Genomic DNA, 14,986 nt, shown 5'->3' with positions numbered 1-14,986 from the left:
TCGCTTTTCGGAAAGAGATCAGAGGCGGGAGAGCGCCTGCTCGATCTCGTTGACCGGCAAATGGGTCAGATCCTTGTCGAGTTCCTTGCGCAGTCTCGCTTTCACTGACTGGCTGTAATGCGGCCTCAGGTTTCCAAGCGTCCTCGGGTCCGCGATCACGACGAGATCCTCGAACTTCTTGCTAAGCGCCCAGTCATTGAGTTTCGCGGCAGTGGTTTCGGCGAAATGCTGCTTTTCGAGCACATGCCAGTTCGTGGCTTCCACTGCGCTCTTCTGGCCCGCCGAGGGATCGTTCAACCGCCCCGGACGGTCTGTGCCCTGCAGATGGTCTGCGGGATTGCTGGTGTGTTCGTTGCCGACCACGCGCAGATCGATCAGATCGGCGTCGCCGTGGTTCTCGTAGACGACGAAACGTTCGCCGTCGGCCACCAGAACCCATGCTTTATGCGCTACCTGCATTCGAAGTCCCCTTCCCTGTTTTGACGCCCGCCATGCTGGCGAAATGCGTTCTCCTGCGCCTTCTATGTGGTGTCGCCTGGAAGATCCAAGATAGGTCATCTCGCCGCAGACCGTCACTTGCCGTGAAATCCGGCCCACGAAATAACCATAGCAAAAATATATATTTCTTGCCGATTACTTGACCTTCAAAACACTGATCAAGACATCGGCCTGTTAGCCGATCCTTAACCGAATAACTGCATAATAAGGTTGATTACGTTCCTTTTTCCGGAGCTTTCCCGATGGGACTCGACCGCCTCTCCTTTGCGCAGAAGATCGGGATGATCATTCTGCTCGCAGCATTTGCCATGGCCCTTCAGATCGGCGTCACGCTCTGGATCAAGCGCGGCGACCTCTATGACGAGCGGTCCCGCGAGATCAAGTCGGTGATCGAAGTCGCCGTTTCCGAAGCCCTTGCGCTCGAAGCCCGCGCGGCGGCCGGAGAGATGACGCGGGAAGAAGCGCTCGCGCTGTGGGAGAAAAACGCGCTCGCTGTCCGCTTCCGCGAGGTCGAGTATCTCTTCGCCTACACCATGAAGGGCGTCAACGTGGTCCATGGCGCCAAACCCTCCCTCAAGGGAACCGACATGTTCGGCGTCAAGGATCCGAACGGCGTCAGAATCATCGCCGAGATGGTTTCCGTGCTGCAGAAGGAGCCAGGCGGCGGGCGCTTTGAATACCTGTGGCCGAAAGCAGGTTCCGACGTGCCTGAACCAAAGCTTGCCTATGTAGCGCTCATCGAGCCCTGGCAGATCTTCGTCGGGACCGGAATCTACATCGACGATATCGATGCAGCCTTGATGGACTATGCTCTGAAAGCGGGTGGACTGACCGCCGGCATCCTTGTCGTCATGATCCTCGTCGGACTTGCCATCTCCCGCGGCATCACGGGTCCGATGGAAGCGCTGCGCCGGACGATGTCCGAACTCGCGGCGAACAATATCGAGGTTAGCGTCCCCGGAATCGACCGCCGGGACGAAGTCGGCGCAATGGCAAAGGCGGTTCAGGTCTTCAAGGAGAATGCCGCACGCGTCGCCGCGCTTGAGGAGAGCCGCGCGAAGGATGCCGAGAAGGCCGATGCCGAACGCCGACGCCTGCTGCAGGAGATCGTCAAGGAACTCGAAAGCTCGATCGGCCGTGTGACCGGCGAGGTCCAGAACTCGGCGGAAGCCGCGCGTCGCTCTGTGGCCGACATGCAACAGACAGCAGCCGAAACCGCGGACAGTGCACGAGAAGCCGATAGCGCCGCGCAAAATGCGTCGCAAAGCCTGCAGAGCGTGGCCGCCGCAACGGAAGAACTGACCAACTCGATCGCGGAAATCGGCCGTCAGGCCGACCAGTCCGCCTCTATCTCGCGTTCAGCGGCGACCGAAGCCGAAGACGCCAATGCCAAGGTCATCAGCCTTCAGAGTTCGGCGGAACGCATCGGCGAGGTCGTCAATCTGATCAATGACATTGCCGAGCAGACCAACCTCCTCGCGCTCAACGCCACCATCGAGGCGGCACGGGCCGGGGAAGCGGGCAAGGGCTTTGCCGTCGTCGCCAGCGAGGTGAAATCGCTTGCGAACCAGACCGGCAGTGCGACCCAGGAAATCGCAGGGCAGATCTCCGCAATCCAGCAGGCGACCAAGGAAGCCGCCGAGGTGATCGGCAAGATCGTCGGCACCATCCAGAATATCGACGAGACCACATCGGCGATCGCTGCCGCGGTGGAAGAGCAGTCTTCCGCCACCCGCGAAATCTCCGGGAACGTGGAGCAGGTTTCCCACGCGACGGGAACCGTTACGTCAAATATCGGCCGGGTGAACATGGCGGGCGAGCGCTCGGACAAGGCCGCGCACGAACTCTCCGACGTGACCGACAAGCTGGGCAAGCAAATCGGCTCGCTCAAGGAGGAAGTCGACAAGTTCGTCCGCCGGCTCAGTAACGCCTGAACTTGAACGGAGCACCGGGCGGCGGAACGCGCGCCGTCCGGCATCCCGTCTTGCCTGTCCTGCCGCCGTCTCCTAAAACGCGAACAAGACGGAAATCTTGAGGCCCGCCTCCCCATGGCACCAGGCACGCTACTGCCCCTGCAACCGATCCCTCCGGATTCCCGACAGCGAGAGCTCGGTCGGGCGTTTCTCTGCGACCACGAAAAGCTCCATGGCTATTTCGGGCGGCTGCGGCGGGCCGTCGACGCGGAACTCGGGCCGGCGATGCCAGAATTCGCCGGCAAGCCTTATCCGCTCGGCCGCTGCCGAGAGATCAGGGACACCCTCTACGACAGGCTCGTTGCCGATCTGCACGCGCCGTCCTGCGAGACCAGTGCCGCCCTGCGTGCCTTCGTTCAGGCTGGCGGGATCGGCCGGAAGATCTGGGGCGTGCTCCGTGAAAGCTACTTCCAGAACGCGATGCAGTTCGGCCCCTGGTATGTCGACGTCTCGAACGACACGGTCAATCCGGACAAGCCGCAAATCGAGATTCTGCCAATCGAAGAGTCGGGCATGGTCGCGGTCGAGGATTTCTTTCATTTCGCACGGATTGCCCGCAGCTATTGGCAGTGCGAGGTCTATGCGAACAGTGTTGCCCCTGGTATCGCCGCGCTCTTTCCGATGATCTGCGTCAACAAGAGTGGAGCGTTCTGGCTTGCCGCCGGGTCCGATCAGATGATCGCGATGACCCGTTCCCGGAACTTCCGACCCGCGCTCGAGTTCGTCGAACGAACGCCCGAACCGCCGGAGCCGCTCGCCCACCAGATGAAGGCGCGCCTCGCCCGTTGCGCTCATGATATCTTGAGCGAGAAAGACGATCCTCGCGAGGCGATCAAGGCGAGAATCGCCGCCTCATCTTTCGAGGACGAGGCCTATTACAGGACGTGCGTCGACGCTTTTCAGGCGTTCCAGGAGCTTTCCGGCGCTTGAATTGCGGGCCAGAGCAAGCGACGGCCCTGACGGTTCCCGCTTCTCCGTCTGGCTTCAGGAAAAAGTCGAAATCCCGGCACAGGACACGGAGAAAAACAGCTTGATCCAGCCGTTTTTCAGGATTCCTTCTTGAGGCGAGACCGTGATCCGGTGGAGCAAAATCGACCATTCCGGCGGCCAAAACATGCCGATTTCTTGGCACCGACTTTAGCCCGACAGCACAGATGCTGTGGAACCTGAAGCCCGATTGAGACTTCGTAAATATCCGTTAACTATTTTATCTGTATTTCAAATACTCTGTGAAATTCACCGCAAAAATACTTATTGCGGTCTCACATACCCTGAACTACTATATATAGAGTTTCGGAACCAGAATTGCACGGTTCCACCCTAGTTAGCGGACCCGTAGGGGCAGAGCTTCAATCCTTCGGGTTCAGAGTTCCATCGTCCGCCAAACGATGGAAGACTGGGGGAGCGGTTCTCTCCCATCCCCGCTCCCCGATTACCCTGTGAAGCTCCTAAGGACGAAGCCTCTATCGTCCGATCCTGGGTGCGTCATTTACTGACGCACCCTTCTTTTTCGAAAACGTTAGCGACCTTCGGCGCGACTGTCTATGCTTCGCGCCGTTCCTCGCGGACCTTTTCTAACAGATCGTTCCAGAATTTTGAAGGAGTCACCTCATGGCCGGTTCTATCGACGCGCGCCTTTCCGAACTTGGCATCGAACTTCCCAATGCCGCCGCGCCCGCAGCCAACTACGTGCCATATGTGATTTCCGGCAAGACCCTCTATATCTCGGGCCAGGTGCCTTTCTGGAACGGTGAACTGAAGGGTGTCGGCAAGGTCGGAAAGGACATGACCGCCGAAGAAGCCCAGAAGATCGCACGGATCTGCGCCCTCAACATCATCGCCCAGGCGAAAGCGGCCTGCGGCGGCGATCTCGACAAGGTCGCCCGCGTGGTGAAAGTCGGCGGCTTCGTAAATGCGACAGACGACTTCACCCAGCACCCGATGGTGGTGAACGGCGCCTCCGATCTGATGGTCGAAGTGTTCGGCGACAAGGGCAAGCATGCCCGCTTCGCGGTCGGCGCCGGCTCCCTGCCGCTCGGTGTCGCCGTCGAGGTCGAGGCGGTGATCGAACTCGCCTGATCCGGCTCCATTTGCTTGACGGATCGCTGCGGCGCACAATCTTTCATGAGACACGCCGCATCGAGGTAATCCATCGTGCCCGACGGGGAAGACCGGACAGAAACACAGGCCGCCGTTTCCGTTCTGCGCTCGATCCACGAGATCGCGGCGGCGGACTGGGATGCCAGTGCCGGGCCCGAGAACCCGTTTCTCAGCCACGCCTTTCTCTCGGCGCTGGAGGACAGCGGCTCCGTCAAGGCGGAGACCGGCTGGCTGCCGCAGCACCTGGTCTATGCGGACGAAAGCGGACGGATCGCGGGCGTCGTCCCGCTCTATCTGAAAGGCCATTCCCAGGGCGAATACGTCTTCGACTGGGGCTGGGCCGATGCCTACGAGCGGGCGGGCGGCGAATATTATCCGAAATTGCTGTCAGCTGTTCCCTTCACACCAGTGACAGGCCCCCGGCTCCTCACGCATCCGGACACGGATGCAGAAGCCGTCAGGGACATTCTGATCGGCGGCCTGATAGAGATCACCCGGCGCTTCAACGTCTCCTCCCTGCATGTGAATTTTCTTCCCGAGTCCCAGTGGCAGGCGCTCGGCGAGGCCGGGTTCCTGCAGCGGGTCGGTCTGCAATATCACTGGCACAACGACGGCTACGCGACGTTCGAAGATTTTCTCGGCGCCTTGTCGTCGCGCAAGCGCAAGGCCATCCGCAAGGAACGCAAGGCGGCCGCGGAGGCCGGGCTGACGATCCGCCGGCTGACCGGCGGCATGATCGAGCCCCGGCACTGGGACGCGTTCTACCGGTTCTACATGGATACCAGCGACCGCAAATGGGGATCGGCCTATCTCACCCGTGACTTCTTCGATCTGCTGGGCGAGCGGCTTGCCGACCGCGTCCTGCTGGTGATCGCAGAGATGGGCGGCACCCCCGTCGCCGGCGCGCTCAACCTGATCGGCGATACCACGCTGTTCGGCCGCAACTGGGGCTGCATCGCCGACTTCAAGTTCCTGCATTTCGAGCTTTGCTATTATCAGGCGATCGATTTCGCCATCGAGCGGGGCCTCGAGTGGGTCGAGGCCGGGGCTCAGGGTCAGCACAAGATCCAGCGTGGCTACCTGCCCCGCTACACCTACAGCGCCCATCTGATCCCGTCGCAATCCTTCCGGGACGCGGTCGGAGATTTCCTGCGCCGCGAACGGATGCAGATGGAATACGAGAAGGACGCACTCGAAAAACAGTCACCCTTCCGTCACGAGACCTGAACGTGGCGCATGGCTGGTCTTCGGTATTTTTGCACCGCAACATCGTAAGATAGGCCAATATGAATTCTAGCAAACACGCAGACCGGCTGCCTTACGGCGCCGTCCGCGACATTCAAATTGATTAGGGAGTTAGACCATGGGCGACCGCTTCTGCATCACCCTTCTCGAGGCCGCTGAAATGAACGGCTTCACCAATTCGGAAATGCGCGTTCTCGTTGACCGTCACGCGAGCATCGCGGCCAATGTGAACGGTGCCTGGCGCATTGACCCGGACGCGCTGAAGTCGGTCCTCGGTGCTAACGACTCCTACCTGCAGGCTGCCTGAGCACCTCGGCGAGGAAACATCGATAAGAAAAAGGCCCGCGCAGTGCGCGGGCCTTTTCTTTTGCCTGAAATCCCCGGTCCGGGATCAGACCAGTTCCGGCTTTTTCTTCTCGCGCTTCGTAGAACCGCCACCGGAGCCCTTGTCGCTGTCCTCGTCCGGATAGGAGAAGACCAGCTTGTCTTCCTCCAGATCGACGCGGACAAGGCCCCCCTTGACCAGCTTCCCGAAGAGCAATTCCTCGGCCAGCGGTTTCTTCACGTGCTCCTGGATCACGCGGGCAAGCGGGCGGGCACCGTAGAGACGGTCGTAGCCCTTCTCGCCGAGCCAGGTGCGGGCGGCATCGCTGAGCTCGATGGTCACACCGCGGTCGGAGAGCTGCACCTCGAGCTGCATGATGAATTTCTCCACCACGCGGGAGATGATTTCCGGCGTCAGATTGCTGAACGGGATGATCGCATCCAGACGGTTGCGGAATTCCGGGGTGAACATCTTGTTGATCGCCTCGGTATCGTCGCCCTCGCGCTGGGTGCGCGCGAAGCCGATCGCTTCCTTGGCCAGATCCGACGCACCGGCATTGGTGGTCATGATCAGGATGACATTGCGGAAATCCACGGTCTTGCCGTTGTGATCCGTCAGCTTGCCATGATCCATCACCTGCAGCAGGACGTTGAAAAGGTCCGGATGGGCCTTCTCGATCTCGTCCAGCAGCAGCACGCAATGCGGATGCTGGTCGATCGCGTCGGTCAGTAGACCGCCCTGATCGAAGCCGACATAGCCCGGAGGCGCGCCGATCAGGCGGGAGACGCTGTGGCGCTCCATGTATTCCGACATGTCGAAACGGGTCAGCTCGATGCCGAGAGCGTTGGCGAGCTGACGCGCTACCTCGGTCTTGCCGACACCGGTCGGGCCGGAGAAAAGATAGTTGCCGATCGGTTTTTCCGGCTCGCGCAGCCCCGCACGGGACAGCTTGATCGCCGTCGCCAGCGACGCGATCGCGGTATCCTGCCCGAACACGACGGTCTTCAGATCCCGCTCCAGGTTCTTCAGCACCGTCTTGTCGTCGGTCGAGACGCTCTTCGGCGGGATGCGGGCGATCTTGGCGACGATCTCCTCGACTTCCTTGACGCCGATGGTCTTGCGCCGCTTCGACGGAGCAACGAGCATCTGCGCCGCGCCGACCTCGTCGATCACGTCGATCGCCTTGTCCGGAAGTTTCCGGTCGCCGATGTATTTTGCCGACAGTTCCACCGCCGTCTTAAGCGCATCGTTGGTGAAGCGCACCTTGTGGTGCTCCTCGTAATAGGGCTTCAGACCCTTGAGGATCTTGATGCTGTCCTCGATCGACGGTTCCTTCACGTCGATCTTCTGGAAGCGGCGCACCAGGGCCCGGTCCTTCTCGAAATGGGTCCGGAATTCCTTGTAGGTGGTCGAGCCGATGCAGCGCAGTGCGCCGGACTGCAAGGCCGGCTTCAGCAGGTTCGAGGCGTCCATCGCACCGCCCGAGGTAGCGCCCGCGCCGATCACGGTATGAATCTCGTCGATGAACAGCACCGCGTCCGGATTGCGTTCGAGCTCGTTGACGACGGCCTTCAGCCGCTCCTCGAAATCGCCGCGATAGCGAGTGCCGGCGAGCAGCGCGCCCATGTCGAGCGCGAAGATCTGCGCGTTCTCGAGAACCTCCGGCACGTTGCCGTCGACGATGCGGCGGGCCAAGCCCTCGGCGATCGCGGTCTTGCCGACGCCCGGGTCGCCCACGTAGAGCGGATTGTTCTTGGTCCGGCGGCAAAGGATCTGGATCGTGCGCTCGACCTCGAATTCGCGGCCGATCAGCGGATCGATCTTGCCCGCCATCGCCTTCTTGTTCAGATCCACGCAATAGGCGTCGAGCGCCTCGTTGCCGCTCTTGTTGACGGTTTCCTGTTTGGCTTCCTCTTCGGCGCCGTCGACCCGGCGGGTTTCCGACTGTCCGTGCACCTTGGCGATGCCATGGGAGATGTAGTTCACCGCATCGAAGCGGGACATCTCCTGCTCCTGCAGGAAATAGACGGCGTGGCTCTCGCGCTCGGAGAACAGCGCGACAAGGACGTTGGCGCCGGTCACTTCGGCGCGCCCGGAGGACTGGACATGGATGACGGCGCGCTGAACCACGCGCTGGAAGCCGGCGGTCGGCTTCGCTTCCTCTTCCTCGGTCCGGATCAGGTTCATCAGATCGTTGTCGATATAGCCGGCGAGATCGTTGCGCAGCCGCTCCACGTCGACATCACAGGCCCGCATCACCGCCACGGCGTCCTGATCGGACGTCAGCGCGAAGAGCAGATGCTCCAGCGTCGCATATTCGTGCTGGCGCTCGTTCGCGAGATCGAGGGCGCGGTGCAGGCTTTCTTCAAGATTTTTCGACAGCATGTCTGATCAAGCCTTTTCCAGAGTGCATTGCAACGGGTGCTGGTGCTGACGGGCGAAATCCATCACCTGCGTTACCTTCGTTTCGGCGACCTCGTAGGTATAGACGCCGCAGACCCCAACACCGCGCTGGTGGACATGCAGCATGATCGTCGTCGCCTCTTCCCTATTCTTCGAGAAGAATCTTTCCAGAACGTGAACGACAAACTCCATCGGCGTGTAATCGTCATTCAGCATGATGACCTTGTACATGGCCGGCTTCTTGGTTTTCGGCCGTGCCTTGACCACCACACCCGTATTCGTGCCGTCACCGTTTTTCTTGTCGTCGTCACTCATTCCCAGAACCATGAATGTTCCGCGCCTGACGGACAGGCGCTCGAATGCTGCACGAGCTAAATAGGTCTTTCGGGGCCTCGGAGAAGTCCGTGCAGCATCATACATGAGGCCATAGACACATGCAGGTAGGGTGACAGACATTTCGTGTCGAGCACAAGATCTTGCAAGGCCTAATCGGCGGCGGAACCACATTCGTTCCGGTATGCAAAAACGCGAAGAGCCCGGCCGAAACGGCCGGGCTCTCGCATTCGGAACCGATTGAGGCTGCCGGTCAGGCGGCGATCGGCTTGGTCAGCTTCTCGAAGGTGCCGGTCAGGCTGTCCTGGATCGGCTTCATCGCTTCGTTCGCCGTCTTGACGGACAGCTCGGAGATCTTGGTGAGCTCCTCGAGCGTCTTGTCATAGCTCTTCTTGGTCACGTCGTTCTGCAGTTCCAGCAGGTCGCTGACGGTCTTGCAGGACATCGCGGACTTGCTGATCTCGACGGAGGTCTCGACGCTTTCCTGACCGAAGGCATAGAGTTCCTTGCCGATGGTCTCGAAGCCCTTGGACCAGACATTCATCGCCGTGACATAGGCGTCGTAGTTCGCCTTGCCGAGCGTGGCATACTCGTCATAGCCGCCATAGAGGGCCTTCTGGGCCTTCTCGGCGTTTTCCTTCATCAGAACAACCGCCTGGTCGTAGCCCTTCTGCGCGACTTCCTGGGTCGCCTTCAGAGCGGCTTCGACGGTTTCCTTGCCGGCCGCGACCGATTCTTCAATCTTGTCGGCGGCACCGGCGGAGGTGGTTTTCTTCGCAACCATGTTCACTCTCCTTGCAATTTGTTGGCTCTCGTTCGGGCCGGCTCTTCTCGGGGGACCGTCCCTGGGGGGTCGCAGGCATGTCACCTGGACACGCAAATCTCTTGATCCTGTCCGCGCTCTCATGCTGCACTGCAACACGCCTCTAAAATATGGATCGGCGCCCTAAGATCAAGAGATTTTTTTGTGCAGTGCACAATTTTCTCTGACCGCCTCTAAAAAGTCTTTCAATCCAACGAATTCGCCAGCAAGAATAGTTTATTACGATCTCGGTATTCGCCCTGATCGGGAGCGCGGGTTTAATTCTAATTCAATTACTTATGGACAACAGCTAAGCCCTTACATAAGATTCTGGCGATTTTGTGTATGGCTAACGGCACCGTCATCGGACGGCGCAAGGGCTCTGGGGGAGATATGGCGCGAAGCGTGACAGCACGGGTCTGGAGAGCCGTTTGCGTCGTCGCTTTCGGTCTGGCGATCTGGCTTTCCGCCAGCGCGGCCGAGGCGCGCTACGCCTCTTTCGTGATGGATGCCGACACGCTGGACGTGCTCTATGCGAAGAACGCTGACACGCGGAACTATCCGGCCTCGCTCACCAAGATCATGACCCTGTACATGCTGTTCGACGCGCTCGACCGGGGCAAAGTCACGCTGAAGACCCGGATGAAGGTCTCCAAGCGGGCCGCCGGACAGCCGCAGACGAATATCGATCTGCGCGAAGGCCAGACCCTTTCTGTCGAGGACGCGATCCTGGCTCTCGTTACCCGCTCCGCCAACGACGCCGCGACCGTGGTCGCCGAGCATCTGGCGAAGAGCGAGGTCCACTTTGCCATCGCGATGACCGAGAAAGCGCGGAACATCGGGATGACGCATACGACTTTCCGCAACGCCTCGGGCCTTCCCAATCGGCGGCAGAAAAGCACCGCGCGCGACATGGCCAAGCTCGGCCTGCGCATCCAGCGCGACTTCCCGCAATACTACCACTATTTCAAGACCGAGAAATTCACCTACAAAGGTCGGACCTACAAGAACCACAACAACCTGCTCGGGCGCTATTCCGGCACCGACGGGATCAAGACCGGCTACACCCGGGCCTCGGGCTTCAATCTCGTCACCTCCGTGCACAGCAACGGCCACCACATCATCGCCGTCGTGTTCGGCGGGCGGACCGCGAAATCGCGCGACAAGCACATGGTCTCGCTGCTGAACCGCGGCTTCAAGAAAGCGATCCAGATCGCCCGCAACCGGGTGCCGGCGCCGATCCCGGTCGCGCGGCCGATACCGAGCAGCGACGCTCCCGCGACAGTACAACTCGCCGCCGCCCAATCCGCCGTCTCCGACGACGCGCTGCAAGGATCCGGCAGCGAGGATCTCTCGGACCGCGACTGGGGCATCCAGGTCGGCGCCTATTCGAGCCGCGCGCCGGCCGAACAGATGATCCGCACCGCGCGCACCCATCTGAAAAAGGTCGTGGCGGACTCCAAGGACTCCGTTGAGCAGATCACCCGCGACCACGGCACCGTCTTCCGGTCCCGGATCTTCGGCTTCACTGAGGCCGACGCCCGCAATGCCTGCGCCATGCTGGTCCGCAAGCACGTCCCTTGCGTGCCGGTTCCGGGCGAGACCGGCGAAGAAGTCGCCACCATGCCGACCGGCGGGTAAGAGCGACAAAAAACGCCGCCCGGGAAAACGGGCGGCGCTGAAAATGTTCACTTAGAAATCCAATCAGATATCCGGCGGCGTCTCACCAACCGCTATCAGAGCGTCGCGGAGTTGCGCCTTCAGCCGCTCCAGGCCCTCTTTCGTCTGGGACTCACAGCGGGCGACCAGCACGTCCTGGGTGTTGGAGGCGCGCAGCAGCCACCAGCCGTCCGGCGTATTGACCCGGACGCCGTCGGCGTCGGAGACCTCGATGCCGGACTGTCCCGAAAGCCAGTCTTTCACTTCCCGGACGACATCGAACTTGCGGGTGTCGTCGCACTGGAAGCGCATTTCCGGCGTGTTGATCACCTGCGGCAGGGCATCCCGGATCTCCGAGAGGCTCTCCGTCCGGTGACTCAGCCCCTCGACCAGACGGATCGCGGCGTAGAGCGCGTCGTCGAAGCCGTAATAGCGGTCCTTGAAGAAGATGTGCCCGCTCATCTCGCCGGCCAGCGGCGCGCCGGTCTCGGCCATCTTGGTCTTGATCAGGGAATGTCCGGTGCGCCACATCAGCGGCTTGCCACCGAACTCCGCGACCTTGTCGAACAACACCTGGCTCGCCTTCACGTCGGCGATGATCGTTGCGCCCGGATTTTCCTTCAGCACGTCCTCGGCCAGCACGGTCAGAAGCTGATCGCCCCAGAGCACCCGGCCCTTGTCGTCGATCACGCCGATCCGGTCGCCGTCGCCGTCGAAGGCGATGCCGAGATCCGCGTCGCGCGCGGCGACCTCGGCGACAAGATCCTCGAGGTTCTCGGGAACGGTCGGATCCGGATGATGGTTCGGGAAGGTTCCGTCGACTTCCGGGAACAGCACCTTGTGGTTCGAGGGCAACCGCATGCAGACCTGGTTGACCGACGGGCCTGCGGCACCGTTGCCGCAATCCCAGACGATGCGGAGCTGACGCCCCATCTTCACGTCGCGCAGCAGGCGGTCGACATAGCTGTCGAGGATATCGACCTCCTCGGACGATCCCGCACCGTTCTCGTAATCGCCCGCCGCCGCGATCCGGCCAAGATCCTGAATGTCGGCACCAAAGAACGGCCCCGTGCCCAGCATCATCTTGAAGCCGTTGTAGTTCGGCGGATTGTGCGAGCCGGTGATCATGATCCCGCCATCGGTCTCTAGCGCGTAGACCGAGTAATAGAGCATCGGGGTCGCGCATCCGCCGAGGCGGAAGACGTGCAGGCCGCAGGCCATCAGGCCCTCGACCACCGCCGCTTCCATCTCCGGCGAGCTCAGACGGCCATCGCGGCCGACGGAGACTTTCGTCCCGCCGTTGCGGACCACGCGGGTGCCGAAGGCGCGGCCGAGCGCGTGGGCATCGGCGGCGCTCAGGGTCTCGCCGATCACGCCGCGGACGTCGTACTCACGCAGGATGGTCGGCGGGAACTGATGCGCGCTCATTTCGGGGCCCCGGCTTCGGTGGTGCCGCGCCCGACGCAGACATAGTCGAAGCCGGCCTTCCGCATGTCATCCGGATTGTAGACGTTGCGGAGATCGACCATCAGCGGCTGTTTCAGAAGTTTCTTCACCCGCTCGATGTCGAGCGCGCGGAACTCGTTCCACTCGGTAACGATCGAGACCGCATCCGCGCCTTCCATCGTCGCGTAAGCGTTATCGCACATCTCGACGCCGGGCAGCATTTCACGCGCTTCCTTCATGCCTTCCGGATCGTAGGCCTTGACCTTCGCGCCCGCCGCCTGCAGCGCCGGAACGATATCGAGGCTCGGGCTGTCGCGCATGTCGTCTGTGTTCGGCTTGAAGGTCAGGCCGAGCACGGCGATGGTCTTGCCGGAGACGGATCCTCCGCAGGCGGCGATGATCTTCTCCGCCATCTGCTTCTTGCGCTTGTCGTTGATGTCGACGACCGTCTCGACGATACGCAGTGGCGCGTCGTAATCCTGCGCCGTCTTGACCAAAGCCAGGGTATCCTTCGGGAAGCACGACCCGCCGTAGCCCGGTCCCGGATGCAGGAACTTCCGCCCGATGCGGCCGTCGAGGCCGATCCCGCGGGCGACGTCATGCACGTCCGCGCCGACCTTCTCGCAGAGATCCGCGACCTCGTTGATGAAGGTGATCTTGGTCGCAAGGAAGGTGTTCGCGGCGTACTTGATCAGCTCGCTGGTCTGCAGCGTGGTGAAGACGATCGGCGTCTCGATCAGGTAGAGCGGCCGGTAGATCGCGCGCATCACTTCCTGGGCGCGCTCGCTTTCCGTTCCGATCACCACGCGATCGGGCCGCATGAAATCGCTGATCGCAGCGCCCTCGCGCAGGAACTCCGGATTGGAGCAGACATCGAAATCGGCGTCCGGCCGGGTCTCCCGGATGATCCGCGCGACCTCGCGTCCGGTGCCGACGGGGACCGTCGATTTGGTGACGACGACGGTATAACCGTCCATCGCCTCGGCGATTTCCTTGGCCGCGCCATAGACGTAGGAGAGATCGGCGTGGCCATCGCCCCGGCGGGTCGGGGTACCGACGGCGATGAAGACCGCATCCGCCTCCCTGACCGCCGATTTAAGGTCGGTCGTGAAGGTCAGCCGTCCGGCCCGCACATTGTTCGCGACCAGATCGTCGAGCCCCGGCTCGAAGATCGGGATCTCGCCCCGGTCGAGCCGGGAGATCTTCACCTCGTCCTTGTCGACGCAGACGACGTCGACCCCGAACTCAGAGAAGCAGGCTCCGGACACCAGGCCGACATAGCCGGTACCGATCATGGCAATACGCATGAATTCGCTCCGTTATCAGGCGTAATTCTTCAGGAAGGCCCGGACGGCGTCGGCCATGTCCGGACGGTCGAGAGCATAGGCGATGTTGGCCTCGAGGAAGCCGACCTTGTTGCCGCAGTCGAAGCGGGTGCCGTCGAACAGGTAGCCATTGAAGGGCTGCAGGCCGAGCTGGCGCGCCATGGCGTCGGTCAACTGGATTTCCCCGCCCGCGCCTTTCTCGAAGCGTGCGAGGTCCTCGAAGACCTTGGGCTGCAGGATGTAGCGCCCGATGATCGCGTAATTGGACGGCGCGTCTTCCGGCTTCGGCTTCTCGACGAGACCGCGGACCTCGATCAGGCGGCCGTTGACCTCGCCCGGCGTGATCACGCCGTAGGACTGGGTCTCCTCACGGGTGACCTCCATCGCCGCAACCATGTTGCCGCCGACCTTGTTGTAGGCGTCGACCATCTGCTTCAGACACCCTGCAGCGCTGAGGATCAGGTCGTCCGCGAGAAGCACCGCGACGGGCTCCATGCCGACGAAGTTCCGCGCGCACCAGACGGCGTGACCGAGACCGAGCGGCTCTTGCTGGCGCGTATAGGAGAACTGCCCCGGCTCCGGAATGGTCGCCTCGACGACCTTCAGCGCATCCTTCTTCGAACGGTCCCTGAGCATGGACTGCAGCTCGAACGCGTGATCGAAATGATCCTCTATCGCGGACTTTCCCCGGCCGGTGACGAAGATGAACTCCTCGATCCCCGCGGCGCGGGCCTCCTCGACGGCATACTGGATCAGCGGCTTGTCGACGACCGGTAGCATTTCCTTCGGCATCGACTTCGTCGCCGGAAGAAATCGCGTGCCAAGCCCCCCAACCGGAAAGATTGCCTTCCGAACTGGCACTGGCATATCTGAACCT

General features: G+C 61.5%; 13 protein-coding genes. 6 read left to right on the top strand and 7 right to left on the bottom strand.

All coding sequences use genetic code 11. The features are described 5' to 3' along the window. Positions 1-18: 18 nt before the first annotated feature. The gene (locus JJ959_RS15160) at positions 19-459 is read right to left on the bottom strand and encodes a host attachment family protein (RefSeq protein WP_292885174.1); all 441 of its coding nucleotides are present in this window, start codon (positions 457-459) and stop codon (positions 19-21) included. A gap of 281 nt (positions 460-740) precedes the next feature. Here JJ959_RS15160 and JJ959_RS15155 point away from each other — a divergent pair, with 281 nt between their 5' ends. From JJ959_RS15155 to JJ959_RS15135, 5 genes are all read left to right on the top strand, one after another. Continuing rightward, complete coding sequence (locus tag JJ959_RS15155; protein ID WP_292885172.1) at positions 741-2,432, top strand: cache domain-containing protein; 1,692 nt, start codon at positions 741-743, stop codon at positions 2,430-2,432. Between the two features lie 264 nt (positions 2,433-2,696). Then, positions 2,697-3,401: a hypothetical protein gene (locus JJ959_RS15150; RefSeq protein WP_292885169.1), complete on the top strand. Its 705-nt coding sequence runs from the start codon at positions 2,697-2,699 to the stop codon at positions 3,399-3,401. Positions 3,402-4,082: 681 nt separating this feature from the next. Beyond that, a complete protein-coding gene (locus JJ959_RS15145) occupies positions 4,083-4,550 on the top strand; it encodes a RidA family protein (RefSeq protein ID WP_292885167.1) in 468 nt (155 codons plus the stop codon). Positions 4,551-4,625: 75 nt separating this feature from the next. Beyond that, positions 4,626-5,798 carry a GNAT family N-acetyltransferase gene (locus tag JJ959_RS15140; protein WP_292885164.1) on the top strand — a complete coding sequence of 391 codons (1,173 nt, stop codon included), beginning with the start codon at positions 4,626-4,628 and terminating at the stop codon, positions 5,796-5,798. A gap of 136 nt (positions 5,799-5,934) precedes the next feature. Continuing rightward, entirely contained in the window at positions 5,935-6,123 is a 189-nt protein-coding gene (locus tag JJ959_RS15135) for a hypothetical protein (protein WP_292885161.1), read from the top strand. Positions 6,124-6,207: 84 nt separating this feature from the next. Here JJ959_RS15135 and clpA read toward each other — a convergent pair whose 3' ends face one another. The 3 genes from clpA to JJ959_RS15120 all read right to left on the bottom strand — a co-directional run bounded on the left by clpA (position 6,208) and on the right by JJ959_RS15120 (position 9,661). After that, positions 6,208-8,526 carry an ATP-dependent Clp protease ATP-binding subunit ClpA gene (gene clpA, locus JJ959_RS15130; RefSeq protein WP_292885158.1) on the bottom strand — a complete coding sequence of 773 codons (2,319 nt, stop codon included), beginning with the start codon at positions 8,524-8,526 and terminating at the stop codon, positions 6,208-6,210. Between the two features lie 6 nt (positions 8,527-8,532). Next, complete coding sequence (gene clpS, locus JJ959_RS15125; protein WP_193182732.1) at positions 8,533-8,859, bottom strand: ATP-dependent Clp protease adapter ClpS; 327 nt, start codon at positions 8,857-8,859, stop codon at positions 8,533-8,535. Positions 8,860-9,130: 271 nt separating this feature from the next. Next, positions 9,131-9,661 carry a phasin family protein gene (locus tag JJ959_RS15120; RefSeq protein WP_292885153.1) on the bottom strand — a complete coding sequence of 177 codons (531 nt, stop codon included), beginning with the start codon at positions 9,659-9,661 and terminating at the stop codon, positions 9,131-9,133. 363 nt (positions 9,662-10,024) lie between these two features. Between JJ959_RS15120 and JJ959_RS15115 the strand changes: the two genes are divergently transcribed. Further along, entirely contained in the window at positions 10,025-11,320 is a 1,296-nt protein-coding gene (locus JJ959_RS15115; protein WP_292885150.1) for a D-alanyl-D-alanine carboxypeptidase, read from the top strand. Between the two features lie 63 nt (positions 11,321-11,383). On the opposite strand, the gene pgmG is transcribed toward JJ959_RS15115, so the two are convergent. From pgmG to galU, 3 genes are read right to left on the bottom strand one after another with little or no spacing between them, the layout of a single operon-like run. Continuing rightward, the gene (gene pgmG, locus JJ959_RS15110) at positions 11,384-12,766 is read right to left on the bottom strand and encodes a phosphoglucomutase/phosphomannomutase PgmG (RefSeq protein WP_292885147.1); all 1,383 of its coding nucleotides are present in this window, start codon (positions 12,764-12,766) and stop codon (positions 11,384-11,386) included. Continuing rightward, positions 12,763-14,091, bottom strand: coding sequence for a UDP-glucose/GDP-mannose dehydrogenase family protein (locus JJ959_RS15105; RefSeq protein WP_292885144.1), 1,329 nt, complete (start codon positions 14,089-14,091; stop codon positions 12,763-12,765). Before JJ959_RS15105 ends, pgmG begins: the two co-directional genes overlap by 4 nt. 15 nt (positions 14,092-14,106) lie before the next feature. Beyond that, positions 14,107-14,976: a UTP--glucose-1-phosphate uridylyltransferase GalU gene (gene galU, locus JJ959_RS15100; protein WP_292885142.1), complete on the bottom strand. Its 870-nt coding sequence runs from the start codon at positions 14,974-14,976 to the stop codon at positions 14,107-14,109. Positions 14,977-14,986: the final 10 nt, after the last annotated feature.

The organism is Nisaea sp., assembly GCF_017640745.1.
GTDB lineage: Bacteria > Pseudomonadota > Alphaproteobacteria > Thalassobaculales > Thalassobaculaceae > Nisaea.
This window is presented reverse-complemented; position numbering and strand designations above follow the sequence as displayed.

Coding starts and splice junctions, on each gene's coding strand:
- JJ959_RS15155 (WP_292885172.1), top strand. CDS start 741: ATGGGACTCGACCGCCTCTCCTTTGCGCAGAAGATCGGGATGATCATT.
- JJ959_RS15120 (WP_292885153.1), bottom strand. CDS start 9,661: ATGGTTGCGAAGAAAACCACCTCCGCCGGTGCCGCCGACAAGATTGAA.
- clpS (WP_193182732.1), bottom strand. CDS start 8,859: ATGAGTGACGACGACAAGAAAAACGGTGACGGCACGAATACGGGTGTG.
- JJ959_RS15115 (WP_292885150.1), top strand. CDS start 10,025: ATGGCTAACGGCACCGTCATCGGACGGCGCAAGGGCTCTGGGGGAGAT.
- JJ959_RS15105 (WP_292885144.1), bottom strand. CDS start 14,091: ATGCGTATTGCCATGATCGGTACCGGCTATGTCGGCCTGGTGTCCGGA.
- JJ959_RS15135 (WP_292885161.1), top strand. CDS start 5,935: ATGGGCGACCGCTTCTGCATCACCCTTCTCGAGGCCGCTGAAATGAAC.
- pgmG (WP_292885147.1), bottom strand. CDS start 12,766: ATGAGCGCGCATCAGTTCCCGCCGACCATCCTGCGTGAGTACGACGTC.
- clpA (WP_292885158.1), bottom strand. CDS start 8,526: ATGCTGTCGAAAAATCTTGAAGAAAGCCTGCACCGCGCCCTCGATCTC.
- JJ959_RS15160 (WP_292885174.1), bottom strand. CDS start 459: ATGCAGGTAGCGCATAAAGCATGGGTTCTGGTGGCCGACGGCGAACGT.
- JJ959_RS15145 (WP_292885167.1), top strand. CDS start 4,083: ATGGCCGGTTCTATCGACGCGCGCCTTTCCGAACTTGGCATCGAACTT.
- galU (WP_292885142.1), bottom strand. CDS start 14,976: ATGCCAGTGCCAGTTCGGAAGGCAATCTTTCCGGTTGGGGGGCTTGGC.
- JJ959_RS15150 (WP_292885169.1), top strand. CDS start 2,697: ATGCCAGAATTCGCCGGCAAGCCTTATCCGCTCGGCCGCTGCCGAGAG.